27 protein-coding genes and 1 pseudogene are annotated in these 23039 nt (G+C 62.7%); 17 read left to right on the top strand and 11 right to left on the bottom strand.

From position 1 onward, the window contains the following. Positions 1-50 precede the first annotated feature (50 nt). Positions 51-761 carry a phosphonate metabolism transcriptional regulator PhnF gene (gene phnF / locus ACQB61_RS17195; protein ID WP_430513613.1) on the bottom strand — a complete coding sequence of 237 codons (711 nt, stop codon included), beginning with the start codon at positions 759-761 and terminating at the stop codon, positions 51-53. Positions 762-914: 153 nt separating this feature from the next. Here phnF and phnG point away from each other — a divergent pair, with 153 nt between their 5' ends. The 6 genes from phnG to phnL are packed head-to-tail and all read left to right on the top strand — an operon-like array spanning position 915 to position 5421. Continuing rightward, the gene (phnG, locus tag ACQB61_RS17190; RefSeq protein ID WP_430514402.1) at positions 915-1376 is read left to right on the top strand and encodes a phosphonate C-P lyase system protein PhnG; all 462 of its coding nucleotides are present in this window, start codon (positions 915-917) and stop codon (positions 1374-1376) included. After that, complete coding sequence (gene phnH / locus ACQB61_RS17185) at positions 1376-1975, top strand: phosphonate C-P lyase system protein PhnH (RefSeq protein ID WP_430513612.1); 600 nt, start codon at positions 1376-1378, stop codon at positions 1973-1975. Before phnG ends, phnH begins: the two co-directional genes overlap by 1 nt. Next, entirely contained in the window at positions 1975-3081 is a 1107-nt protein-coding gene (locus tag ACQB61_RS17180; protein WP_430513611.1) for a carbon-phosphorus lyase complex subunit PhnI, read from the top strand. The genes phnH and ACQB61_RS17180 overlap by 1 nt, the downstream gene beginning before the upstream one ends. Continuing rightward, positions 3071-3961: an alpha-D-ribose 1-methylphosphonate 5-phosphate C-P-lyase PhnJ gene (locus ACQB61_RS17175; protein WP_430513610.1), complete on the top strand. Its 891-nt coding sequence runs from the start codon at positions 3071-3073 to the stop codon at positions 3959-3961. Before ACQB61_RS17180 ends, ACQB61_RS17175 begins: the two co-directional genes overlap by 11 nt. Continuing rightward, positions 3958-4737 (top strand): phosphonate C-P lyase system protein PhnK, encoded by a 780-nt coding sequence (phnK, locus tag ACQB61_RS17170; RefSeq protein ID WP_430513609.1) that lies wholly within the window; start codon positions 3958-3960, stop codon positions 4735-4737. The genes ACQB61_RS17175 and phnK overlap by 4 nt, the downstream gene beginning before the upstream one ends. 3 nt (positions 4738-4740) lie before the next feature. Further along, positions 4741-5421, top strand: coding sequence for a phosphonate C-P lyase system protein PhnL (gene phnL / locus ACQB61_RS17165; RefSeq protein ID WP_430513608.1), 681 nt, complete (start codon positions 4741-4743; stop codon positions 5419-5421). Between the two features lie 22 nt (positions 5422-5443). On the opposite strand, the gene ACQB61_RS17160 is transcribed toward phnL, so the two are convergent. After that, positions 5444-6262: a hypothetical protein gene (locus ACQB61_RS17160; RefSeq protein WP_430513607.1), complete on the bottom strand. Its 819-nt coding sequence runs from the start codon at positions 6260-6262 to the stop codon at positions 5444-5446. A gap of 294 nt (positions 6263-6556) precedes the next feature. Between ACQB61_RS17160 and ACQB61_RS17155 the strand changes: the two are divergent. The 4 genes and pseudogenes from ACQB61_RS17155 to ACQB61_RS17140 all read left to right on the top strand — a co-directional run bounded on the left by ACQB61_RS17155 (position 6557) and on the right by ACQB61_RS17140 (position 10427). After that, positions 6557-7557, top strand: a pseudogene (locus tag ACQB61_RS17155) (sulfate ABC transporter substrate-binding protein). Positions 7558-7653: 96 nt separating this feature from the next. Continuing rightward, on the top strand, positions 7654-8478 hold the full coding sequence (cysT, locus tag ACQB61_RS17150) for a sulfate ABC transporter permease subunit CysT (protein WP_430513606.1): 825 nt from the start codon (positions 7654-7656) through the stop codon (positions 8476-8478). A gap of 3 nt (positions 8479-8481) precedes the next feature. After that, a complete protein-coding gene (gene cysW, locus ACQB61_RS17145) occupies positions 8482-9387 on the top strand; it encodes a sulfate ABC transporter permease subunit CysW (protein WP_430513605.1) in 906 nt (301 codons plus the stop codon). Then, positions 9384-10427: a sulfate/molybdate ABC transporter ATP-binding protein gene (locus ACQB61_RS17140; protein ID WP_430513604.1), complete on the top strand. Its 1044-nt coding sequence runs from the start codon at positions 9384-9386 to the stop codon at positions 10425-10427. The genes cysW and ACQB61_RS17140 overlap by 4 nt, the downstream gene beginning before the upstream one ends. A 35-nt stretch (positions 10428-10462) precedes the next feature. Here the strand turns inward: ACQB61_RS17140 and mepA are convergent, their stop codons facing one another. The 8 genes from mepA to ACQB61_RS17100 form a co-directional block, all read right to left on the bottom strand. Then, on the bottom strand, positions 10463-11473 hold the full coding sequence (gene mepA, locus ACQB61_RS17135; protein WP_430513603.1) for a penicillin-insensitive murein endopeptidase: 1011 nt from the start codon (positions 11471-11473) through the stop codon (positions 10463-10465). 147 nt (positions 11474-11620) lie between these two features. Beyond that, a complete protein-coding gene (locus ACQB61_RS17130; protein ID WP_430513602.1) occupies positions 11621-11788 on the bottom strand; it encodes a hypothetical protein in 168 nt (55 codons plus the stop codon). Further along, complete coding sequence (locus tag ACQB61_RS17125; RefSeq protein ID WP_430513601.1) at positions 11761-12711, bottom strand: patatin-like phospholipase family protein; 951 nt, start codon at positions 12709-12711, stop codon at positions 11761-11763. Before ACQB61_RS17125 ends, ACQB61_RS17130 begins: the two co-directional genes overlap by 28 nt. Positions 12712-12842: 131 nt before the next feature. Further along, positions 12843-13385, bottom strand: a complete 543-nt coding sequence (locus tag ACQB61_RS17120; RefSeq protein ID WP_430513600.1) for an N-acetyltransferase family protein — start codon at positions 13383-13385, stop codon at positions 12843-12845. A gap of 28 nt (positions 13386-13413) precedes the next feature. Beyond that, the gene (locus ACQB61_RS17115) at positions 13414-13560 is read right to left on the bottom strand and encodes a hypothetical protein (protein ID WP_430513599.1); all 147 of its coding nucleotides are present in this window, start codon (positions 13558-13560) and stop codon (positions 13414-13416) included. Between the two features lie 37 nt (positions 13561-13597). Next, positions 13598-13936 (bottom strand): helix-turn-helix domain-containing protein, encoded by a 339-nt coding sequence (locus ACQB61_RS17110; protein WP_430513598.1) that lies wholly within the window; start codon positions 13934-13936, stop codon positions 13598-13600. Positions 13937-14045: 109 nt separating this feature from the next. Then, positions 14046-14864 carry a class II glutamine amidotransferase gene (locus ACQB61_RS17105; protein ID WP_430513597.1) on the bottom strand — a complete coding sequence of 273 codons (819 nt, stop codon included), beginning with the start codon at positions 14862-14864 and terminating at the stop codon, positions 14046-14048. 215 nt (positions 14865-15079) lie between these two features. Then, the gene (locus ACQB61_RS17100) at positions 15080-15457 is read right to left on the bottom strand and encodes a tautomerase family protein (protein ID WP_430513596.1); all 378 of its coding nucleotides are present in this window, start codon (positions 15455-15457) and stop codon (positions 15080-15082) included. 435 nt (positions 15458-15892) lie between these two features. Between ACQB61_RS17100 and ACQB61_RS17095 the strand changes: the two genes are divergently transcribed. From ACQB61_RS17095 to ACQB61_RS17065, 7 genes are all read left to right on the top strand, one after another. Continuing rightward, the gene (locus ACQB61_RS17095; protein WP_430513595.1) at positions 15893-16204 is read left to right on the top strand and encodes a hypothetical protein; all 312 of its coding nucleotides are present in this window, start codon (positions 15893-15895) and stop codon (positions 16202-16204) included. Between the two features lie 129 nt (positions 16205-16333). Then, positions 16334-17392 carry a Rieske 2Fe-2S domain-containing protein gene (locus ACQB61_RS17090; RefSeq protein ID WP_430513594.1) on the top strand — a complete coding sequence of 353 codons (1059 nt, stop codon included), beginning with the start codon at positions 16334-16336 and terminating at the stop codon, positions 17390-17392. 272 nt (positions 17393-17664) lie between these two features. Further along, positions 17665-18501 (top strand): phosphonate ABC transporter ATP-binding protein, encoded by an 837-nt coding sequence (gene phnC / locus ACQB61_RS17085; RefSeq protein ID WP_430513593.1) that lies wholly within the window; start codon positions 17665-17667, stop codon positions 18499-18501. A gap of 64 nt (positions 18502-18565) precedes the next feature. Beyond that, positions 18566-19465: a phosphonate ABC transporter substrate-binding protein gene (gene phnD / locus ACQB61_RS17080; protein WP_430513592.1), complete on the top strand. Its 900-nt coding sequence runs from the start codon at positions 18566-18568 to the stop codon at positions 19463-19465. A 76-nt stretch (positions 19466-19541) separates the two neighbouring features. Beyond that, complete coding sequence (phnE, locus tag ACQB61_RS17075; RefSeq protein ID WP_430513591.1) at positions 19542-20420, top strand: phosphonate ABC transporter, permease protein PhnE; 879 nt, start codon at positions 19542-19544, stop codon at positions 20418-20420. A gap of 1 nt (position 20421) precedes the next feature. Further along, positions 20422-21753, top strand: a complete 1332-nt coding sequence (phnE, locus tag ACQB61_RS17070) for a phosphonate ABC transporter, permease protein PhnE (RefSeq protein ID WP_430513590.1) — start codon at positions 20422-20424, stop codon at positions 21751-21753. A gap of 41 nt (positions 21754-21794) precedes the next feature. Then, the gene (locus ACQB61_RS17065; RefSeq protein WP_430513589.1) at positions 21795-22412 is read left to right on the top strand and encodes a chloramphenicol acetyltransferase; all 618 of its coding nucleotides are present in this window, start codon (positions 21795-21797) and stop codon (positions 22410-22412) included. Positions 22413-22475: 63 nt separating this feature from the next. On the opposite strand, the gene ACQB61_RS17060 is transcribed toward ACQB61_RS17065, so the two are convergent. Then, positions 22476-23003, bottom strand: a complete 528-nt coding sequence (locus ACQB61_RS17060; RefSeq protein WP_430513588.1) for an N-acetyltransferase family protein — start codon at positions 23001-23003, stop codon at positions 22476-22478. Between the last annotated feature and the right edge of the window lie 36 nt (positions 23004-23039).

Below are 23039 nucleotides of genomic sequence, written 5' to 3'. Positions count from 1 at the left end.
CTATATCTGCGCCGCCGTCACGCCGCAGGGGGCTCTGGTCCCCTGATGCCCTAGTCCGGAGCCATGGTGAGGGACACGCGGTCCCCGGCGAACCAGGTGATGCCATATTCAATGGGTCTGCCATCGTCCGTCACATTGACCGAAACGGAGCGCAGGATTGGTGCGGCTTCCGCGATCTGCAGCGTCAGGGCTTGCACCGGGCGCGCCAGCTTGGCTGTCAGGCGCGTCTGGGCACGGGTGTAGTCGGCAATGCCGCATTCGGCCAGCGCTTCGGTGATCGACTGCCGCCCTGCCATGGCCTCAAGGAAGCCGGGCACGCGTGCTGCCGGAAAGACGGAGCGGAACAGCGCCAGCGGAACACCATCGGCCAGGGATACACCCTCTACAACATGCACCAGGTCGCCAGGAGCCAGTTGCAGCGCTTCGGCTTCCTTTTCGCCGCAGGCCCGGGTTTCCATCAGGCTGATACGCCGCGAGGCCATGCGGCCGCTGGCGGCAAGGTTCTGCTGAAACCGTACACGCCGGCCGATGGCATAGTCCGTCGGCTTGATGGTGACGAAGACACCGGCCCCGCGCCGTGAATGCACGGTTCCCGCCTCTGCCAGCGCAGCCAGAGCATGGCGCACCGTATGCCGGTTCACGCCAAAGCGCGCGGCAAGCTGCGCTTCCGTCGGCAGCTTATCCCCCGGCTTGTAGTGGCCTTCCGCGATTTCCGCCGAAAGCGTGTCCACGATGGATTTCCAGATCGCGCTGCGCGCCATTGCCTTGCCCTGAAGTCTCTGCCGCCCGATGCGCAACCCCGTCTGTCGCAAAAATTTCACAAGACGGCGGTTGAGCCGGATGGCCCCTTGCAGTATCCATATGTCTAGTTGTCTATCATTATATAGACAGGATCCAAAGATGTCGAGGTGCCGATGAAGCCCGCCGTTTCCCCCAAGGATGACGAGCCGTACAGCCAGCGCAAGAGCTGGTTGTCGCTGCTGGCCAAGGCCAATCCGGCGCGTCTGGCGGCATTGTTTCCGGATCTGCCGGACCATACGCAGCTCCGCCGCCCCGAGGTTGGGGCCGTGATGGTGCGCGGGCGGATGGGCGGCACGGGCGCACCCTTCAACTTGGGTGAGATGACCATCACCCGCTGCACGGTCCAGCTCTCCGGCGGTGAAGTGGGCCACGCCTATGTACAGGGGCGGGACAAGGCCCATGCCACCCGTGCGGCCTGTGTGGATGCGCTGATGCAGACCGGGGCTGCCGCAGATCTTCAGGCACGGGTGCTGGATGTGCTGGCCGCAGAGGCGGCAAGCGCCCGCCAGCTGCGGGCGGAAAAGGCCGCAGCCACCAAGGTCGATTTCTTCACCCTCGTGCGCGGAGAAGACTGATGACGCCCGACGCTCTGACCGGCGGCTTTGCCGATGCGCCTATCGAGGCCGCACGCGCCTTCCGCTGTCTGCTGGAAGCCCTCGCCCGCCCTGGCACCCTTCACACGCTGGATGCTGCCCAGCCGCCGCAACCCGTTTCCCCGGCCGCAGGCGCGGTGCTTCTGACCCTTGCCGACACAACGACGCCCGTGTTTCTGGCCGGTGCTGCCGATTGCGAGGCCATGCGCGGCTGGATCACCTTCCACACCGGCGCCCCGGTGCTGACGGCGGCAAGCCTTGAGGCAGGGGCTGATGCTGCGAGCATCCGCTTTGCGCTTGGGCGCCTTGAGGACCTGAAGCCCTTCATGGATCAGTTTCCCATTGGCAGCCCGGATTATCCGGACCGCTCTGCGACGCTGGTGCTGGAAGTAGAAAGGCTCACAGCAGAAGGCTGCCGTCTGACGGGGCCCGGGATTGCGGACGAGGCATTCCTGAACCTGCCGGAGACGGAGCTGTTCCGGCAGAACCGTGCGCTGTTTCCCCTCGGGTTTGACTTCTTCCTGACCGCAGGCCGCCAGATCGCCGGACTGCCACGCACAACCATCGTGGAGGCCAGCTGATGTATGTCGCCGTCAAGGGTGGCGAACGCGCCATCGGCAATGCCCATGAATGGCTGGCAGAGGAACGGCGCGGCGACACTACCGTCACCGAACTCACAGTGCCGCAGATCCGCGAGCAGCTGAAGCTTGCCGTTAACCGCGTGATGGCGGAGGGCAGTCTTTATGATCCCGATCTCGCCGCCCTTGCCATCAAACAGGCGCGAGGCGATCTGATCGAGGCCATCTTCCTCATCCGAGCCTACCGCACCACCCTGCCGCGCTTCGGCGCGTCGCTGCCAGTGGAAACGGCAGACATGGCCGTGGACCGCCGGGTGTCTGCCACGTTCAAGGATCTGCCGGGCGGACAGATCCTCGGGCCGACCTTCGACTACACCCACCGGCTCATCGACTTCAAGCTGGCTGCAGAAGGGGACGTTGATCCGGCCCCGCAGGCCCCGGCGGACGGCGGTCCAGTGCCGCATGTCACCGGCATTCTTGGCCGGGACGGGCTCATTCAGGACGAACCGCGCAGCGATAGCACCCCGCCGGATCTGACCCGCGAGCCACTGGAGCTGCCGGCCAGCCGCCCGCTGCGGCTTCAGTCTATCACGCGCGGAGATGAGGGCTTCATCCTGTCGCTCGCCTATTCCACACAGCGCGGCTACGGGCGCACCCATGCCTTTGTCGGTGAACTGCGCATCGGCACAGTGGCGGTGGAGATGGATATTCCGGAGCTGGGCTTTGCCATCGAAATTGGCGAAGTCGAGCTGACGGAATGCGAGACTGTCAACCAGTTCACCGGTTCGCGCACCGAGCCGCCTCAGTTCACGCGCGGCTATGGCCTTGTTTTTGGCCAGTCGGAGCGCAAGTCCATCGCCATGTCGCTGGTAGACCGGGCGCTGCGCTGGGAGGAGCTGGGCGAGGATTACATCGGTGCCCCTGCGCAGGATCAGGAGTTCGTCCTGTCCCACTGCGACAACATCCAGGCCACGGGCTTTCTGGAGCACATCAAGCTGCCCCATTACGTGGACTTTCAGGCGGAGCTGGAACTGGTGCGCCGCCTGCGGGCGGAAGCAGAAGCAGCCCGCAACGCAACCGCAGAGGGGAGGCTGCCAAATGACGGATGATGCCTACAACTTCGCCTATCTGGACGAGCAGACCAAGCGGATGATCCGCCGTGCCATCCTCAAGGGCATCGCCATTCCCGGCTATCAGGTGCCCTTTGCCAGCCGCGAGATGCCCATGCCTTATGGCTGGGGAACAGGCGGCGTTCAGGTGACGGCCGCCTGCCTTGTGCCGGAGGACCGGCTGAAGGTGATCGATCAGGGGGCGGATGACACCACCAACGCCGTCAGCATCCGCCGCTTCTTCCAGCGCACCGCCAACGTTGCCGTGACCGGGCGCACGGAGGAGGCGACACTGATCCAGACACGCCACCGCATTCCGGAAACGCCGCTGACCGAAGGGCAGATCCTTGTCTATCAGGTGCCCATCCCCGAGCCTCTGCGCTTTCTGGAGCCGCGTGAGACCGAAACACGCAAGATGCATGAGCTGGAGGAATACGGCCTCATGCATGTGAAGCTTTACGAGGACATCGCCCGTCACGGCGAAATCGCCACTTCCTACGCTTATCCGGTGAAGGTGGAAGACCGCTACGTGATGGATCCTTCGCCGATCCCGAAGTTCGACAATCCGAAGCTTTCGGACAATCCGGCGATCCAGCTTTTCGGCGCCGGGCGTGAGCAGCGCATCTATGCCCTGCCGCCCTATACGAAGGTTGTCAGCCTCGACTTTGATGATCATCCCTTCGTTCCCGGCAAGGCGCCGCATGCCTGCGATCTTTGCGGGGCGGAAGACAGCTATCTGGATGAGGTGATCACGGACGATGCCGGCAGCCGGATGTTTGTCTGCTCCGACACAGATTATTGCAGCGAGCGCCAGGCCTGCGGTCATACCGGGCGGCTGAGCGCAAACCCGGTTGCCGCAGCGCGGGAGATGGCGTCATGAGCCTGCACCAGACCGTCACTGACACACCGCTTTTGAAGGTGTCCGGCCTCACCCGGCGCTATGGCGCGCGTATCGGCTGCGCGGATGTCTCCTTCGAGCTTTATCCCGGTGAGGTGCTGGGCATCGTCGGCGAAAGCGGCTCGGGAAAGTCCACGCTACTGTCCTGTCTGGCCGGACACCAGCAGCCGGATGAAGGCACCGTGCTTTATGAAGGGCGCGACGTGCTGGCCATGGCGGAAACGGCCAGACGGCGGCTGTCGCGCACCGAATGGGCCTATGTGCACCAGAACCCGCGTGACGGCCTGCGCATGGGCGTTTCGGCAGGCGGCAACGTCGGGGAACGGCTTATGGCTGTCGGCGCCCGGCATTACGGCTCGATCCGCGACAAGGCCACAGACTGGCTGGCGCGGGTGGAAATTGCTGCCGACCGCATCGACGACCGCCCCTCCGCTTTTTCCGGCGGCATGCAGCAGCGCCTGCAGATCGCTCGCAATCTGGTCACCGGCCCGCGCCTTGTCTTCATGGACGAGCCGACCGGCGGGCTGGATGTGAGCGTGCAGGCCCGGCTGCTCGACCTGCTGCGCGGGCTGGTGCGTGACCTTGGGCTGTCGGTCATCATCGTCACCCATGACCTTGCCGTGGTCCGGCTGCTGGCCGACAGGCTGATGGTGATGAAATCCGGCCGCGTGGTGGAGCAGGGCCTCACCGACCAGGTGCTGGACGACCCGCAACATGCCTATACCCAGCTTCTCGTTTCCTCCGTCCTGCAGGTGTAGGCCATGATCCGGATTGAAAACCTGTCCAAGTCTTTCACGCTGCACAATCAGGGCAGTGCCGTGATCCCTGTGATGGAAGGGGCCAGCCTCACCGTTAAGTCGGGCGAGTGCATCGGCCTCACCGGCCAGTCGGGAGCGGGCAAGTCCACGCTGATGCGGATGATCTATGGCAATTATCTGGCCGCCGGCGGGCAGATCCTCGTGGGCGGCATCGATGTGACGAAGGCGGAACCACGCCAGATCATCCGCCTGCGCCGCGAGACGCTGGGCTATGTCAGCCAGTTTCTGCGCGTTGTGCCGCGTGTGCCTGCGCTGGATGTCGTCGCCGAGCCGCTGCTGCAATTGGGCACACCGATTGAAGAGGCCAGGGCGCGCGCCGCAGATCTGCTGAGGCGCCTCAATATTCCCGAAAGGCTCTGGCAGCTCTCGCCCACCACGTTCTCCGGCGGTGAGCAACAGCGCGTCAACATCGCCCGTGGCTTTGCCCATGCCTATCCGGCTCTGCTGCTGGATGAGCCCACCGCAAGCCTTGATGCCGCCAACCGTGAAGTGGTGCTTTCGCTCATCGCTGAAGCCAAGGGGCGGGGCGCTGCCATCGTCGGGATCTTCCACGACGAGGAAGCCCGTGCCCGCATCTGCACCCGGCTTGTCGATGTGACCGGATTCACGCCGAAGGCTGCGTGAGGTCTGACCCCAGGCGGACTGGTCAGACCCTGTAATTGTACTCGCGCAGGACCGAAAGCTCGCCTTCGGAGAAATTGTATCCCAGTCTGATCTCCGAGAGCATATTATCAAATGCCTGCTGCACGGAATTGATCTCGTCGTAATGAAGATCATCCGGCGTCAACATGATGTAGCCTTCGTCAGCATGACTGTAGGCTAGCTTGACATCATCACCGTACCGTTCTTTCAGCTGGCGCTCGGCTTCAAGGCGTTCCATGAAACCGGTCAAATCAGCGATGCTGTTTTTCTCAAACATGTCTATCGGTTGAGAAAGCGGGTTCCCACGGTTCCATTGCCCTGCCAGCATCTGCGGTGTGATGGGCATGTAGGAACTCGTGGCGCCGGGCGGCAGCGCCTTCAACGCCTCTGACGTGCTGTTCAGCTGCGGGGGTTCATCCGCATCTATCTGTGCCTGCAACTCGGGCGAATAGGTCAGTTTCCCATCGTAGGGGCGCAGCAAGGAAATCCCCTCGCGTGCATCAATGCTGTGCCCCGCCACAATGATGTTGAAGCCGTTTGCAGTTTCGCGTTTGACGGGATCCTCAGCGGGCGCCGGTGAGGCGCTGCCCGCGCCGGCTTCCTGGATCTTCTGGAGGGTGGCCATGACATCGGCAGAGAGGACACGTGCCGAAGACGTGGAGACTGACCAGGGGGCATTTTTTGCAGGCAAATTTTGCCTAGTGGCACTTTCTGACATGTGCCCGGCAACACCCTGACGTGTCTGATCAACACTCTGAGTACCGCTTCTTACGGATGAATACCCCAAAGCAGCCCCTGGCCGGCCCGCAGATAGGCTGATCATTGCTACCTCCTGTCTCGTCAACAGGAGACACGCAGCAAGATGCATACCAATCTGAAAGGCAACTGGCGCGGGAAGCTGCGCTCTGCCCTGGTGGGCCGGCTGCGGGCTGTAGAGGCGATGATGAAAAGGCCCTGCTCCCGCCCCTCTGCCGCCAGCAGGAACGGCGCACCCCGGATTGGCGGCAAATTGGCATAGGTTTTTCCTCTTTGCGCCAGAGGAAGACCGCCATGCCTCGTACCTCCGTTGCCCATCGCTATGCTTTGGGCAACATCAAACGGGGGTTCCCATATGACGATCAAGGCTCTTCTGGTGGCAGGCGCTGCCGCCGCCGCACTGCTGACCAACCCTCTGCAGGCCTCAGCCGCAGAGAAGCTGCTCAACGCCTCCTATGACATCGCCCGCGAGCTCTTCGTCGAGGTCAACGAGGCCTTTATTGCTGATTACAAGGCAAAGACCGGCAAGGATGTCACCATCGACCAGTCGCATGCCGGCTCCTCCAAGCAGGCCCGCGCCATTCTGGAAGGCATGGAAGCCGATGTGGTGACCTTCAACCAGACCACTGACATCAACGCCCTCGTCAAGGGTGGCGCAGTGTCGCCGGATTGGGTGGAAGACTTCCCGAACCGCGCCTCCCCTATTATTCGCTACCAGCCTTCCTGGTGCGCGAAGGCAACCCGAAGAACATCAAGGACTGGGGCGATCTCGTCCGTGACGACGTCAAGGTGATCTTCCCGAACCCGAAGACCTCCGGCAACGCCCGCTACACCTATCTGGCGGCCACCGCCTATGCCCGTGAAGCCTTCAACGGCGACGAGGCCAAGGTTGACGAGTTCATCACCAAGCTCTTTGCCAACGTGCCGGTGTTCGACACGGGCGGGCGCGGCTCCACCACCACCTTCGTGGAACGCGGCACAGGTGACGTGCTGATCACGTTCGAAGCCGAAACCCAGGGCATTGCCAAGGAATTCGGCGAGGACAAGTTTGACCTCGTGACCCCGTCCGTCAGCATCCTGGCCGAGTTCCCGGTCGCCATCGTGGACCGGGTGGTCGATGCCCGTGGCTCGCGCGATCTGGCCAAGGCTTACCTCGACTTCCTCTATGCGCCGGAAGGTCAGCGCATCGTGGCCGCCCGTGGCAACCGGGTGCATGACGAGACGGTCAAGGCCGAATTCAAGGACAAGTTCCCCGAAGTCCGCCTCGTCACCGTTGAAGACGTGTTCGGCGGCTGGGACAAGGCGCAGGAAGAGCATTTTGCCTCCGGTGCCAAGCTTGACAAGCTCTTCACAAACCGCTGATTTCGCGGGCTGATTTGACATCACGGCAACCGGCGGGCCAGCTCCTGCCGGTTTCGCCATGAAGGGGCAACGCCCCGCCACTTGAGGAGAAGCCGGATGAGGCACCGCCGCGTCCTGCCGGGACTGCCGCTAACGCTGGGCGTTACGCTGTTCTACATCAGCCTGATCGTGCTGCTGCCGCTGGGTGCGCTGGTCTACAAGGCCGCGAGCATGGGCCCTTCAGCCTATTGGCAGATTGTCGCGTCGGAACGGGCAGTGGCCAGCTACATGGTCACGGCAGGCTCCGCGCTGGCCGCAACCCTCTTCAACGTGGTCTTTGGCGTCATCCTCGCCTGGGTGCTGGTACGCTACGAGTTTCCGGGCAAGCGGCTGATTGATGCCATGGTGGATCTGCCTTTTGCCCTGCCGACAGCCGTTGCCGGTATCGCGCTGACCACGCTTTTCGTCGAAAATGGCTGGATCGGGCAATTCCTTGCACCCTTCGGCATCAAGGTGGCCTACACGCCGCTCGGCATCATGGTGGCCATGGCCTTCACCAGCCTGCCTTTCATCGTGCGCACGGTGCAGCCGGTGCTGGAGGATCTCGATCCGGCGCTGGAGGAAGCGGCACAATCGCTGGGCGGTTCGGATGCACGTATCTTCCGGCAGGTGATCCTGCCGCTGCTGGCACCGGCGCTGCTGGCGGGCACGTCGCTTGCGTTCGCCCGAAGCCTCGGCGAATTCGGCGCCATCATCTTTATCGCCGGCAACCAGCCGTTCGAGACCGAGATCACGGCGCTTCTCGCCTTCATCCGGCTGGAGGAATACGAGTATCAGGCCGCCGCTGCTATTGCTTCGGTCATGCTCATCATCGCCTTCCTCATGCTGGCGCTTACCAACCTCCTGCAGGCTCGTGCCCTGCGCTACATGTCGAGGGGCTGAGCCATGGCGCATGCCCGTTCTTCCCGCAAGCCGCCCCGCGTTGGCGACCGCCCGGCCATCCGCCGCACGCTGATCGGCTTCGTGCTGGTGCTGGGTGCCATCTTCATGCTGGCCCCGCTGCTTGTCATCTTCGCGCAGGCCTTCAGCAAGGGCTTCAGCTATTTCGCCGCCACCATTGCCGAACCGGACACGCTGCACGCCATCGGCCTGACGGTGCTGACGGCCCTGATTGCCGTGCCGGTCAACACAGCCTTCGGTATCGCCGCCGCCTGGGCCGTCACCAAATTCGACTTCCCCGGCAAGCGGCTTCTGATCGTGCTGATCGAGATCCCCTTCTCCATCTCGCCGGTGGTGGCGGGCGTCGCCTACATGTTCGTCTATGGGCTGCAGGGCCTGTTCGGGCCCTTGCTGCAATCGGCAGATATCAAGATCCTCTTTGCCCTGCCGGGCATCGTGCTTGCTTCCATGTTCGTCACCGCCCCGTTTGTGGCGCGCGAACTGATCCCGCTGATGCAGGCGCAGGGGCGTGATCTTGAAGAAGCAGCCACCTCGCTGGGCGCTTCGGGCTGGCGCACCTTCCTGGCGGTGACGCTGCCCAACATCCGCTGGGCGATGCTCTACGGCGTGGTGCTGTGCAATGCCCGGGTGATGGGCGAGTTCGGCGCGGTTTCGGTGGTTTCCGGCAACATTCGCGGGCAGACCAACACGCTGCCGCTGCATGTGGAACTGCTCTACCACGACTACAACACGGCAGGCGCCTTCGCGGCTGCCTCCATTCTCACTGTCCTGGCGCTGGTGACCATCATCGCCAAGGTTCTTCTGGAACGCATGGGCGCAGGCCGCGCCTCCCGCCCGGCGCTTGCTGGTGCTCCGCTTTCCGGCGATCAGGCCAAGGGTGAAAAGCCATGAAAATCGTCCTCGACACTGTGGTGAAAACCTTCAACACCTTCCGTGCGGTGCGCGGTGTTTCGCTGGAGATCGAAAGCGGCGAGCTTGTCGCCCTGCTCGGACCTTCCGGCTCCGGCAAGACGACGATCCTGCGCATGGTGGCAGGCCTCGAATATGCCGACGACGGGCGCATCCTCTTCGGCACGGAAGATGCCACAAATATCCCCGTGCGGGACCGGGGCGTCGGCTTCGTGTTCCAGCACTACGCGCTGTTCCCGCATATGACCGTGGCCGAAAACATCGCCTTTGGCATGAAAGTGTCCAAGACCCGCCGCAGCCGTCAGGAAATCGCTGACCGGGTGCAGGATCTCTTGTCACTGGTGCGCCTTGCCGGGCTCGGCGACCGGTTCCCCTCGCAGATCTCCGGTGGCCAGCGTCAGCGCGTTGCCCTTGCCCGGGCGCTCGCCGTTGACCCCAAGGTGCTGCTGCTGGACGAGCCTTTCGGCGCGCTGGATGCCAACGTGCGCCGCGACCTGCGCCGCTGGCTGCGCGAGATCCATGACGAGCTGGGCATCACCACGCTCTTCGTGACCCACGATCAGGAAGAGGCGCTGGATCTGGCCGACCGCGTGGTCATCCTCAACGAGGGCCGCATCGAACAGCAGGGTACGCCACGCGATGTCTGCCGCACCCCGGCCTCGCCCTTTGTCACACGTTTCCTTGGTGATGCCAACCGCTTCACCGGCGAGGCACGCGGCGGCACACTGCTGGTGGACGGCCAGCCGGTGGGCGCAAGCGGGCATGACGGGCCGGTGGAAATCTACGTCCGGCCCGCAGATCTCGGCTGGCAGGCGGACGGGACGCAAGGCGGCATTCCCGCCACCGTCCAGCGCGTCATCGACCACCCTGGCGGCCGCCGCCTCATCGTGCGGGCCACCGGCAGCGGCGCACCGGACGAGGCGCTGGAGCTGGAAGTGCCCTCCACCACGGATGTGAGTGCAGGCGAATCCGGGCACCTGAGCATCCGCAAGGCAGATATTTTTCCGCTGGTCCGGGGCTGAGTTTCAGCTTTGCCAAGCCGGTGAGATCTACGCCCTCACCGGGCTGTCAGAACCTCGCCACAGGTTTTCGGCAGAGCGGCAAGGGCGAGGGGGCGCTTCTTCTGCACCGGGGGCGGCTTGCCGGTTTGCGGGTCGATCTTCGGCACCCAGGGCCCGTCTGCCAGCCATGAGGTAAGCTCCGTGCCACAGCCGTCACCTTGCGGCGGCTCGTCCTGATCGGTGCAGCCCAGGCTGCCGGCCGGGCAGGACATGCGCACATGGAAATGATAGTCATGGCCCCACCAGGGGCGCACCTTGCGCAGCCAGGCCCGGTCACCGGTTTCGAACTCGCACAGGGCCTTCTTGATCGCCGGATTGACAAAGATGCGCGCAACGCGCTGGTCCTTCGCCGCCAGACGGATCAGCGCCGCATGTGTATCGGTCCAGCGCCGCGGATCAACGCTGCGGTCTGCCCCCGCGACGTCCTGCGGCTGCTTGACCATGGAGATGGCGGAGATGTTCTCCCGCTCGTCCTGGCTTAGAACCCGGTCCGGCATTGGCGTCAGCCAGATATCCGCATCCAGCCCGATCTGGTGGCTGGAATGGCCGGAGGTCATCGGCCCGCCACGCGGCTGGGAAAGGTCGCCCACCAGCAGCCCGCGCCAGCCCACTTTCGGCGCCTTGGCTGCAAAGTCCTCCAGAAAGCTGATCAAGGCCGGATGGCCCCAGTTGCGGTTGCGCGACAGGCGCATGACCTGCCAGGAAGGGCCATTGATGGGCAGGGATGACGCCCCGGCAAGGCAGCCCTTGGCATAGGAGCCGATGGCGCGGGAAGTGAGTGGCGCGGGCTCCTTCATCGCACCGAAATAATCCTTGGCCGGAGCGCCGGGATCAAGATGGCGCGGCAGCCTTGGCGCCGATGCCTCACGTGCAGATGGCTTGGCCGCAGGCGTGCCGGAGGCCTGAGCCGGCGCACAAGCCAGCAGTGCCGAAAGCCCTGAAGCGGCGAGGGCAAATACAAGACACCGGGCCGCAGCAGTCCGGTGAATTCTGGAAAGATAAGGCATAAGCACTGAAATCCGTGGAGGGACCATGATGGCCCTTACCTGGCGAATCTCAACAGAGTCGGGCTCTGAGGGCAAGTCTGACGCGATCACGGACATGTCAGCCAGCGCTTTCGAGCCAGCCTCCCAGTTCGATTCTCGGGCCGCTTTTCAGGCAGCTTCCCGCTCCTTTGCGGCAGACGTGCCAGCCTCCTCGACCTCATCGCAGCTGGCCGCAATTGATGCCGCCAGTTCATCCAGCATCAGTGTCTGATCGCGGATGATGCGGTCCGCCGCACCGTTGAGCAGGATCAGATTGCCAGGACGGCCGTTGTCCATCTCCTCGGCCTCCGGCGGCAGCTCGCCGTCAAAGCGGTAATAGGCAGGGCCATCCAGATCGGCGAAAACCTGATTCGCCAGACCGGCAGTGGCGGCGGCATGCCCGTCGTGCAGCACCGAGAGAAGCGGCGCGCCATTGGATGGCAGCATCCAGCCGAGCGCCCCCAGCGGCAGGCGGGCTCGTATTCGAAGGCCCGTCCGCCCGCATGGCCCGTGCCCAGCGAGATCATCACGATATCCTCCGCCGCCCAGCCCATGCGGCGGGCCTGGGCATAGGCTGCCAGTGCCGGATTGCCAAGCAGTGCACTGCCGCTGATCATCGCCTCGTTACAGCCACGGGTGAGGTTGTCGATGCGGGCAGGTTCAAAGAAAGATGGTTCGGCCATGGAGGCGCGCACCGCTTCCCAGAAATAATAATCGTCCGGACGCGCCGCATCCGTGCCCTGCCCACTGGACATCATCACCAGATTGCGCCGTTCTATGTCATAGGCCGGCAGCATCACATGGGTGAGGGCGCTGGCCATGGAGGTCCAGCCGAAACGGTCCTTCAGCATCCGCTCCAGTGGACGGGCGTCATAGCGCTCGTCGAAGAGGCCAAGCGGATTGGTGACAAAACGGCCAAGACGCTTGCTGAAGCTGTAGGTGAACAACTCACGCGCCTCGACCTCGAAGAAGTGCCGCAGATCCGACAGAGTGCCTGCTGCCTCGCCGCCAGCACCGCCGTTGCGCGGAGCTGCAAGGGCCGCTGCAATAAGGCCGCTGGCGGATGTGCCACAGATCAGGCTGAAAATCTGATGCAAGGGCCGGGTCACGCCAGCACGGCGCAGCCGCCCGTCGAGAGCCTCCAGAATGCGCAAGGGGATAATGCCTCTGATGCCGCCGCCGTCCATCGACAGGATGAAATGCTTCGCCTTTCTGCTCACCGCAGGCCTCCTTGGTTTTCTCCCCGGCAACAGACCCCTCTCCCCCGAGTGAAGATCAATGCCCGGCGCTGTCCCGTACCCGGTGGTGAGTGTTGACGAGGATTGCGACCAAGGGAAGGCGGAAAGCCTCTTCAGGTTGCGTTCAGCACCTTGTAGAAGAAGGTGCAGCCCTCCAGCTGACCGGTTTGCGGGTGGTTGGCATAGGCTGGGATGCGGCCGAGGATCTGGTAGCCGAGCCTGAGATACAACCTTTCGGCTGCATCGCCTTCGCGTGTATCCAGGGTGAGCAGGCTGCGGTCCCGTTCCCGCGCCAGGCGCTCAAGTTCCAGCATCAGTGCTTCCGCTATGCCGCGGCGGCGGAAGTCCGGGTGGACCAGAAGCTTGCGCACATCGGCACGGTGCGGCTGGTTGGGCGGGGTATCGCAGGCCAGCTGCACGGTTCCGGCAATGCGGCCACCCGCAACTGCCACCACCAGATCGCTGTCGCCACAGGCGACGGACGGTGCCACCTTCTGCACGAAGAAGCTGCGGGCGTCCGCCTTCGTAAACGGCTCTACGAAACTGACGCTGGCACCGCCGCTGACGCAGCCGAGAAGCACGTCTGCAAGACCATCAAGGCATGCATCATCGAGCTGCGCCGGGGCCCGGCGCAGGTCAAGGGTGAAATCGGACAAGGGAAATCTCCGGACTTGAGAGGTGGTATCAGACCATGAAAATCAGATAGCAGGCACCGGTCTCTGGCGGTGTCTCGAAGGTATTGCCGCCATAGAGCTGAAACCGCAGGCAATCGCCCGGCGCCAGGTCATGGGCCTCACCGTCGAGCGTCACCGTCAGCTTGCCATCCAGCATGACCAGATGGTGCTCAAGCCCGGGGCGGGGCGGAGCTTCATAAGTGACGGATGTGCCAGGCGGCAGGACGGATTCCAGCACCTCGCCCGACAGCGCGCTGGTGGGGAGAGATGATGCGGCGGCGGTGTCCGGTTTCCGGGTCCGTCCAGACGGGCTGTGCATCCCGGCGCACCACGGCAGGAAATGCGTCCTCCGCCATCTGCATCAACCGGGAAAGCGTCATGCCATGGGCCGTGCAAAGCTTGGCCAGCACCGCTGTTGTGGGGCTGACTTCGGCGTTCTCCAGCCGTGACAGGGTCGCGCGGCTGACGCCGCTGAGCGCTGCGAGCTGATCAAGAGAGAGCCCCTTCTCCTGCCGCAACAGGCGAAGACGCAAGGCGATCTGCTGATCCAGTTCAGCTTGGTCTGACTTTTTATTTTCCATATTTGGAATTAAATCTCAAATATGGAAAATCGTCAAGCGTGAATGAGGTGAGCCGGAGAAGTCAGCAGGCCGCTTCCAGCACGCGCGCTTCCGTGCTGCTCTGCGGCACAGCCAGAGGTGTCTGTTCGACGCCGTTTGGCGTCAGCCGGTACAGATGGCCCTGCTCAACTGGCCTCCAGCGCGCGCAGGCACCCTCCAGCGGCTCCGAGGCAAAGGCGCGGCCGCCATGGTCGAGGCATTCGGAAATATAGAGCGTGGGCGCTGCCGCATCATCGGCGTAACGGAAGGCGAAAAGTTCCGTGCCCTCGGTGAAGACACAGGTAAGCCGGATGGGCTTCTCGCCCGTGGTCCGCCGGGCTGCAATATCGAGCACCTGCGCAAGCGTCCGGTCCAGTGCCGCGCGCGGGTTCTCCTCAAGCCCATTCGTCAAAAGCAGCAGGAAGAAGAGTTCGGAGTCCGTGGTGCCGCGCCGCAGCGCGTAGAAATCCTCATCGATAAGCATCTCCATCTCCCGGCGGATGCGGGCGAAATCACCGATGTTGCCATTGTGCATGAAGGACCAGCGGCCATGAGAGAATGGATGGCAGTTGTCCCGCGATGTGGCCCCTGTGGTGGCCGCGCGCACATGCGCCAGAAACAGGCGCGAGGTCACCAGCCGGCAGATGCTCTGAAGGTTGGTGTCGGCCCATGCCGGCAGCACGTCCTTGAACAGGCCCGGCTCCGCCGCATGGCCATACCAGGCAATGCCGAAACCATCGCCATTGACCCGCAGCTTCGCCTCCTGCGCATCGAGGCTTTGCACGAGCAGGGAGTGCCGGGGCTTGGCAATGATGTTTTCGAGCGGGATCTCGGTTCCGAGATAGGCAGCCAGACGGCACATGGTTGGGACGACCTGCAAACTGTTGCAACAGGGAGGGAATGGGCGGCAGCCAGCGAAGCAACCTTCCAATCCGGGCAAGATTAAGGGCAATGAGCCGGGATTGGATACGGATTTTCCGTCAGGATCCGTCATATCCTGGGGAATCGTCCCACTCAGACATTAACACTTCGATATTTTTCGCTCCCGCGCCGGGCTACGTGCCATGCGGAAAGCGGTCAGGTGTATTGCGCAATGCCCCGGCCGAAGGACCAGCAGTCGCGCGTCACCTCAACGAGTGACACCATCACGTCGTCATGCATGACCCCCACCTTGCGGCCGAGCTTGTCGCAGATGGCCTTGTAGAGGTTCTTCTTCATCTCGACGCTGCGGGTGTTGCTGACGGTGATCTGGATCAGAATGAACGCATCGCTGCGCTCCATCTCCGGGAACGATCCGAAGAAGAAATCGTCGCGCTCCTTTTCATTGAAGACCATGTACTGGTCGTCATGAGGGATGTCGAAGCGCGTCATCAGTGCCTCATGGATGCATTCCATGATGAGCTGCTTCTCCTCGGCGCTGCGGCCGGGAAGTGAGAAGATCTGTGTCACCGGCATGATCGTTTCCTCCGTTTCAATCCCCTCAGCCAGGCCCCCAGTCCAGCTTCCAGATAGATTGGTTAATGATGCGTTAATCTTTTCCCCTGACACTCTGCTCCAGATTCGCCGCCAGCAGCCCAGAATGGAGCCCGGCATGCAGCTTTCGATCCAGACGACGACCACCTCTGCCAGCCTGTTCTCGATGACCCAGAACTCATCCGGATCAAAGGGCGGCAATTTGCTGGATACAACGCCTGCCGGTTCCTCTGCGAAGCCTGCAGCCAAAGATAGCGCAAGTAGTTCCGTTCTGGAAGCGGCGACCAAGCAGGCTCAGGAAGCGGATGCCGTAATCAAAACGCTACGTGAGGCTGTTCAAAAAATAAGGACGAGAGCGCGGAGGATAAAAAATCTCCTTTGGCCTCTTCTGATGATTACACGAAAACGGCGAACAAGTTGCGTGCCGCACTCGGCGAAGACGGCGGAACTGATGGAACGTCCCAGGCTTCAATGGCCTACGAAAGCGCCACGATCACTGAAACCCTCATCGAGGGCGAGATCGGTGGGCAGAAAGTCTCCGCGTCCTTCGTTTCCTATGACCGCGTGTCCTATGACAGCGCGACCGGGCTTTCGGCCCGTTCGGCCAGTGCAGGCAGTATCAATGTCAGCGGCAATGGCGTCTCTTCCAGTTATCAGAGCGCGTCGGTTTCCTCGCTCTACGCGGGCACCCGGGATCAGATCGGGACGCTTCTCTCCAGCGCTGCCTGAGCCCTTTTTCTCCGCCTTACATCCGTAATGTTGCGGACCGGACCGTTGCATCGAAGCCTTGAGCCTGCTTCCCTGCTCGGGTACACCCGGACGAAAGGGCTTCCGGGGCCGGTTTCAGGGTGACTTCAGGTGGATAATCTCAAGGCAGAACTTCTGCGCGGTCTTTGGTACGTTGCCTGTCCGGGCGCGGAGATCAAGCCCGGCGCGATGACCGGCAAGAAGCTGATGGGCGACATGGTTCTGCTGGGCCGCGACAAGACCGGAAAGGTCTTTGCCCTGCGTGACATCTGCCCGCACCGGGGCATCCCGCTGCGCCACGGCAAGTTTGACGGCGAAACCGTGCAATGCTGCTACCACGGCTGGCGCTTTGATACGGCGGGGGTCTGCGTCGACATTCCTTCCACGCACGAAGACCAGACCATCGACTTTTCCAAGATCACCTGCGGCGCCTATCCCGTCGTGGAGCAGCAGGGTCTGATCTGGGTTTATTTCGCGGCCAATGGCGAAAGCCCGGCGGAAGGCCGCCAGCCGCAGCCGCCTATGCTGCCGGATTTTGCCGTTGAGCAAGGCCCGGCCCTGCATATCATGCAGCACTTCGTCTGTTCGGTGGACCATGCAGCGCTCGGCCTGATGGACCCGACCCATGCGGCCTTCGTTCATACCTCGTGGTGGTTCAAGAAGAACGCTGCGAAACTGCGCCCCAAGCGCAAGCTGTTCGAGCCGTCGGAGCTGGGCTGGGCCATGGTGCGCCACAAGCTGCCGCCGCAGAACATTGCCTACAAGCTGCTGGGCGATGATGTGACCACGGAAATCCGCTACATGCTGCCGGGCCTGCGCATCGAGCATATCAAGGGCTCGAAGCACTCCGTCGTCGGCCTGACCACGATCACCCCGGTGAGCGAGGATGAGACGGAAGTGCGGCAGATGTTCTGGGCCAGCATGGGCTGGATCGGGCCGTTCAAGCCGCTGATCCGCCACCTGATGAATGTCTTCCTCGGTCAGGACCGCCGTGTTGTCATCCAGCAGCGCGAGGGGCTGGAGTACAATCCAAAGCTCATGCTCATCAACGATGCGGATACCCAAGGCCGCTGGTGGATGCAGCTGAAGCGGGAATGGTCCGCCTCACAGGCAGAGGGACGTGAGTTCGTCAATCCGGTGCGTGGCCGTGAGCTGCGCTGGATGAGCTGAGACTTCCGTCAACGCCTGATAATCCAAGACCCCGGCCTTCCCCGAAGGCCGGGATTTTTGTTAAGGCCTGCCATTTTTTCGGAAGGGCACAGTGCAGGGTTGATATTTAGCCAAAGAACAAAACCCAGAGGGGGCTTGTTTTTGCTTCAAGGTCTTGCGGCCAAAAGTCATTGATGAGGTAACCGGCTAAATCTATTCGCATGATCTTCATGCTTCCTACAAGAAACTGTCACACAGGGGCACTAGGTTACGCCGAGCAAAAGGGGTGGCCAATGCTGGAAGTCAGGGAAGTGACGCGTCTGTTCGGTCAGAAGGCAGCCGTGAACCGGATCAGTTTCGAGATCGCCGGTCCTGCATTCGTCGGCATCATTGGCCGGTCCGGAGCAGGCAAGTCGACTTTCCTTCGGATGATGAACCGCCTGACAGATGCCACCGCTGGCGAAATCCTGGTTGAGGGCCGCAACATCCTGGCGCTGAAGGGGGCGGCCTCGCGGGCCTGGCAGTCCCAGTGCGCCATGATCTTCCAGCAGTTCAACCTGGTGCCGCGCATGGATGTGGCCTCCAATGTGCTGCACGGCATTTTGAACCGCCGCTCCACGATGCAGACGCTGTTCAGCCTGTGGCCGCGCGCCGACATCCTGAAGGCGCTTGAAATTCTCGACCGGCTTGGCATCGCCGAGCAGGCGCCCAAGCGTGCCGAGGCTCTTTCCGGTGGTCAGCAGCAGCGCGTCGCCATTGCCCGCGCCCTCATGCAGGACCCGAAGATCATTCTGGCTGACGAGCCGATTGCCAGCCTGGATCCGATGAACGCGCAGATCGTCATGGACACGCTGAAGAGGATCAACGTGGAAGACGGCCGCATGGTCATTGCCAACCTTCACACGCTCGACACCGCGCGGCGCTACTGCGACCGGGTGATCGGCATGCGCGATGGGGAAGTGGTGTTTGACGGCACGGCGGACGAGCTGACGACCAGCGTTGCCCGCGAGATTTACGGAGCCGATGACAGCTTCAACGAAGCTGCCACCTCCACAAGCATTCCGGTGGATGCGAAGGCTGAAGATCCCGCGTGGTCCCAGCCCGCCTATGCCGCCGCGATGGTGTCCTGACGGTCCCGGCCTGAGGCCGGCAGCAAGCCGGTTCAGGCCTCTATTCTGTGAAAATGGAGTTCTTATGAAGAAGCTGCTTCTGGCGACTGCCCTCTCGCTTGCCTGCACCACCGTTGCCGGTGCGCAGGAAAAGATCACCCAGTTCAACATCGGTATCCTCGGCGGCGAAAACGCCCAGGACCGCATGACCTCGAACGAGTGCTTCCGCGTCAAGGTGGAAGAAGCCCTCGGCGTGCCGGTCAAGCTCTTCACCCCGGCTGACTATGACGGTGTGATCCAGGGCATGCTCGGCGGTTCGATCGACTTCGCCGGCCTCGGCGCTTCCGGCTATGCCAAGATCTACCTGACCAACCCTGAAGCCGTTGAGCCGGTTCTGACGAAGCAGAACATGGATGGCTCGACCGGTTACTACTCGATCGGTTTTGCCCGCAAGGACAGCGGCATCACCTCGATCGAGCAGGCCAAGGGCAAGCGCTTTGCCTTCGCTGATCCGAACTCCACCTCCGGTTATCTGGTTCCGGGTGCCGAGCTGCAGGACACCTATGGCAAGCTCGACCAGTACTTCGGTGAAGTGAAGTTCTCCGGTGGTCACGAGCAGTCCATCGTCGGCGTCGCCAACGGTGACTTCGATGCTGCGGTGAGCTGGGCTGACGGCCTTGGCAACTGGGAAGACGGTTACAACTCCGGCGCCTTCCGCAAGGCTTCGGACGCTGGCATCGTGGACATGAACGATCTCGTCGAGATCTGGAAGTCCAAGCTGATCCCGGAAGGTCCCTACGTGATCCGCAAGGCTCTGCCGGCTGACGTGAAGGCCAAGGTTACCGCCATCGCCGACACCATGTGGCAGGACGATCCCAAGTGCGCCTACGCCCTGTCCCATGGCGAAGCCAAGGATCTGGTCCCGGTGACCCATGATGCCTACCTCGGCATCATCGCCGCCCGCAAGCTGCAGGAAGCCAAGTAAGCTCTCCGCATATTCATGCCGGGCTCCAGCAATGGAGCCCGGCACTCGCATTTTCAGGGCACCATGTCAGGGCAACATGACCAATCTCGCGTATGGAGCTGATGGCGGCAGCCGCAAGGGCGTTGCCTCGCATCATGAAGCTTATCTGGAGATGACACGGCGCAAGCGCCTCTATGGCGGCGTGCTGCTGCTCTTCTTCATCATGCTGTTCTCCTCCGGCTGGATCATGGCCGACGGGCGCAATGCCGGCGGCTTCTGGAACGGCCTGTCGCAGGTGTTCGATTTCCCGTCCGAAGTTCTGGCAGAAGCCTGGGCCAAGCGGGCTGTGCTGCCCGGTTTGATGGCCAGTCATTTCGCCTCCCTGATCGAAACGGTGAACATCGCCGCAACGGCAACGCTGACCGGCGCGCTAGCCGCCATGCTGCTGGCGCTGCTGGCAACCCGCAGCCTCGCCCGCTGGCCCCGCCTTGTGCCGCTGTTCCGCCGGATGATGGACGCCCTGCGCGCCATTCCGGAGATCGTGGTTGCGCTGGTGCTCGTGTTCATTCTCGGCGGCGGCCCTGTGCCGGCCGTCATCGCCATCGCCCTGCACACGGCAGGCGCGCTTGGCAAACTTTTCTCGGAAGTGGCGGAAAACGCCGATCTGAAGCCCGTCGAAGGCCTCGCCTCTGTAGGGGCTTCTTGGGTGCAGAAGATGTGGCTCGGCGTCATTCCGCAGGTGTCGCCCAACTGGCTTTCCTATGCGCTGATGCGCTTCGAGATCAATGTGCGCGCCTCCGCCATTCTCGGCTTCGTCGGGTCCGGCGGCATCGGCTATGACCTGAAGATTGCCATGCAATGGGGGCAGGGCCGCTACGACGAAGTGGTGGCCATCTTCCTGATGCTCTTCGTCACAATCGTGCTGATCGACCGGCTGTCGGACCATGCCCGTCACAGGCTGGTGAAAGGACACTGACATGGCCACCATGGACATGCCGCAGACGGCGAACCTCAACAGCACCATCCTCACCCGCTTCCGCAACCGGCGCATCGCTGCCTTCGCGGTGCCAGGCCTGATCCTTGCCTATCTTGCTTATGCGGCCTTTGCCTTCGATCTGGCGGGCCTGGCGCAGCGGGCAAGACTGGACAATGCGGCCATCCTGCTGGCGGACTTCTGGTCCTACAAGGTGCATGTGACGCGCGACAACCGCAACGGCGGCCTGTCCGTGTCCGTGGAGGGCGAGAACAAGGGCGCCTATCCGCCGGGCATGCTGCCGGACTGGGTGACCAGTGACGGCACGACCACTGTGGTCGATCTGGGCAATGGCCACGTGATCACCTATGACGCGGCAGGAGCGCGTTATGAAGTGCCGGGCTATGGCGTCATTGACGTCCAGCCCGACGGCAACAGCCTGAAGCTGATGGCTCCGCAGCCGCTGCCGGACTGGATCAATGCCTCGGACTCCCGCGTGTCCGTGACGACCAAGGCCGGGCGCTTTGCCTACACCCGCTCCAAGGTGGAGACCTTCCGCTACTTCCCGGGCTGGGAGCTGTTCTTCTTCACCCTCGACAGCCCATTCTACGGCAAGGGTCCGCTGGAGTTGATGAACCTGGCCCTGTGGGGCGAGCGGGTCAACCCGGAACAGGCCAATGCTCCGGCCATGCTGCATGACTTCTGGACCAACCGCATGTGGCGGCATGGCGATGTGGCCTGGGCCATATTTGAAACCATGCTGATGGCTTTCCTCGGCACGGCGGGCGCCGCGCTGATCGCCTTCCCGCTCAGCTTCCTTGCAGCACGCAACTTCAATCCGCTGGGGCCGTTCCGCTTCGCTGCCCGCCGTGTGTTCGACTTCATCCGCGGCGTGGATGGTCTCATCTGGACCATCATTCTGTCCCGCGCCTTTGGTCCCGGCCCAATGACTGGCGCCCTTGCCATCATGATCACCGACACGGGCAGTTTCGGCAAACTCTTCTCCGAAGCGCTGGAGAACATCGACGAGAAGCAGGTGGAGGGCGTGCGCTCTACCGGCGCCAATGCGGTGCAGCGCGCCCGCTTCGGCGTTGTGCCACAGGTGATGCCGGTGCTGCTAAGCCAGGCGCTCTACTTCCTTGAATCCAACACCCGCAGCGCAACGGTCATCGGCGCCATCGTTGGCGGCGGCATCGGTCTGCTGCTGACACAGGCCATCCAGACCCAGCGCGACTGGGAAGAGGTGGCCTATTACATGACGCTGATCGTGCTGATGGTGATGGCCATGGACAGCCTGTCCGGATGGCTGCGCAAGAAGCTGATCAAGGGTGAATGAAGTTTGCCGCCCCTTAGGGGCAGCCTCAGACGGATCATATCATGCCGAAGCTTTCCGCCGCTGAGCCTTTCCTCCATCCCGGTGTCCAGGTGGTCAATTCCACCTTCGGGGCCTATTGCGAGGCGGGCAGGGACAGCCGGATTACAAACTCCACTTTCTGCGACTACGCCTATTGCGACCAGATGGCTGATATTGCCAACACGGAACTGGGCAAGTTCGCGAATGTGGCGGCCATGACCCGGATTGGTCCAACCGATCACCCGATGGACCACGCCAGCCTGCATCACTTCCTCTACCGCTCCAGCTATTACTGGGAAGAGGAGGCAGATGATGCGGAATTCTTTGCAAGGCGTGCTTCGAGGCGAACGGTCATTGGCCCGGACACGTGGATCGGGCATGGCGCCATCATCAAGCCGGATGTGACCATTGGCGCAGGCGCCATTGTCGCTGCCGGAGCTGTGGTGACCAAGGATGTGGCGCCCTACACCATTGTTGCGGGCGTCACCGCAACGCTGCTGCGTCCCCGTTTTGCTGCAGCAACCGCGGAACGTTTGCTGCAGCTTGCCTGGTGGGACTGGGATCACGAGCGGTTGCGTCTCGCTCTCCCCGATTTCCGCCAGATGAAGGCGGAGGCCTTTCTGGAGAAATACGGCGGTTGATGGCTCTTGCTGCTGCGGCGAGTAGCCTGCCTCTGTCCTCGCACATCGGCCGCAAGAGGGGTATCAGCTCGCAGAGCCGGCAGGCGGTGCAGGCTGGTCTGACAGCACCTTGACCACAAAGATCAGGTCCATCCACTGGCCGAACTTGAAGCCGACCTGCGGCAGGCGGCCTGTTTCGGTGAAGCCGAACTTTGCGTGCAGGGCGAGGGAGGCAGCGTTGTCTGCGTCCACTGCTCCGACCAGCGTGTGCAGCCCGGCGGCCTTTGCATGCTCGATCAGATCCTGAAGAAGTGCCTTGCCGGTGCCTTTGCCCTGAGCCGTCTTGTTGACGTAGATCGAGTGCTCCATGGTCAGGTTATAGCCCTCCTTGGCGCGGAAGGGGCCGTAGCTGGCATAGCCAAGCAGTCCACCATTCTCATCGACGGCCACGATCACCGGGAGGCCTGCGGCCTGGCGGCCCTCCAACCATTTTTTCCGGTCCTCCAGCGTTTCAAGCCGGTCGGTCCAGATGGCCCGAAGCTCCCGCACGGCGGTGTTGTGAATGTCGAGCAGGGCGGGGAGGTCGTCGTGGGTGGCGGGGCGCAGGTGCATGGCTTGTGTTCCGGATTGCATTAGATTTCTGCTTTC

The organism is Pannonibacter phragmitetus, assembly GCF_050510895.1.
GTDB lineage: Bacteria > Pseudomonadota > Alphaproteobacteria > Rhizobiales > Stappiaceae > Pannonibacter > Pannonibacter phragmitetus_B.
This window is presented reverse-complemented; position numbering and strand designations above follow the sequence as displayed.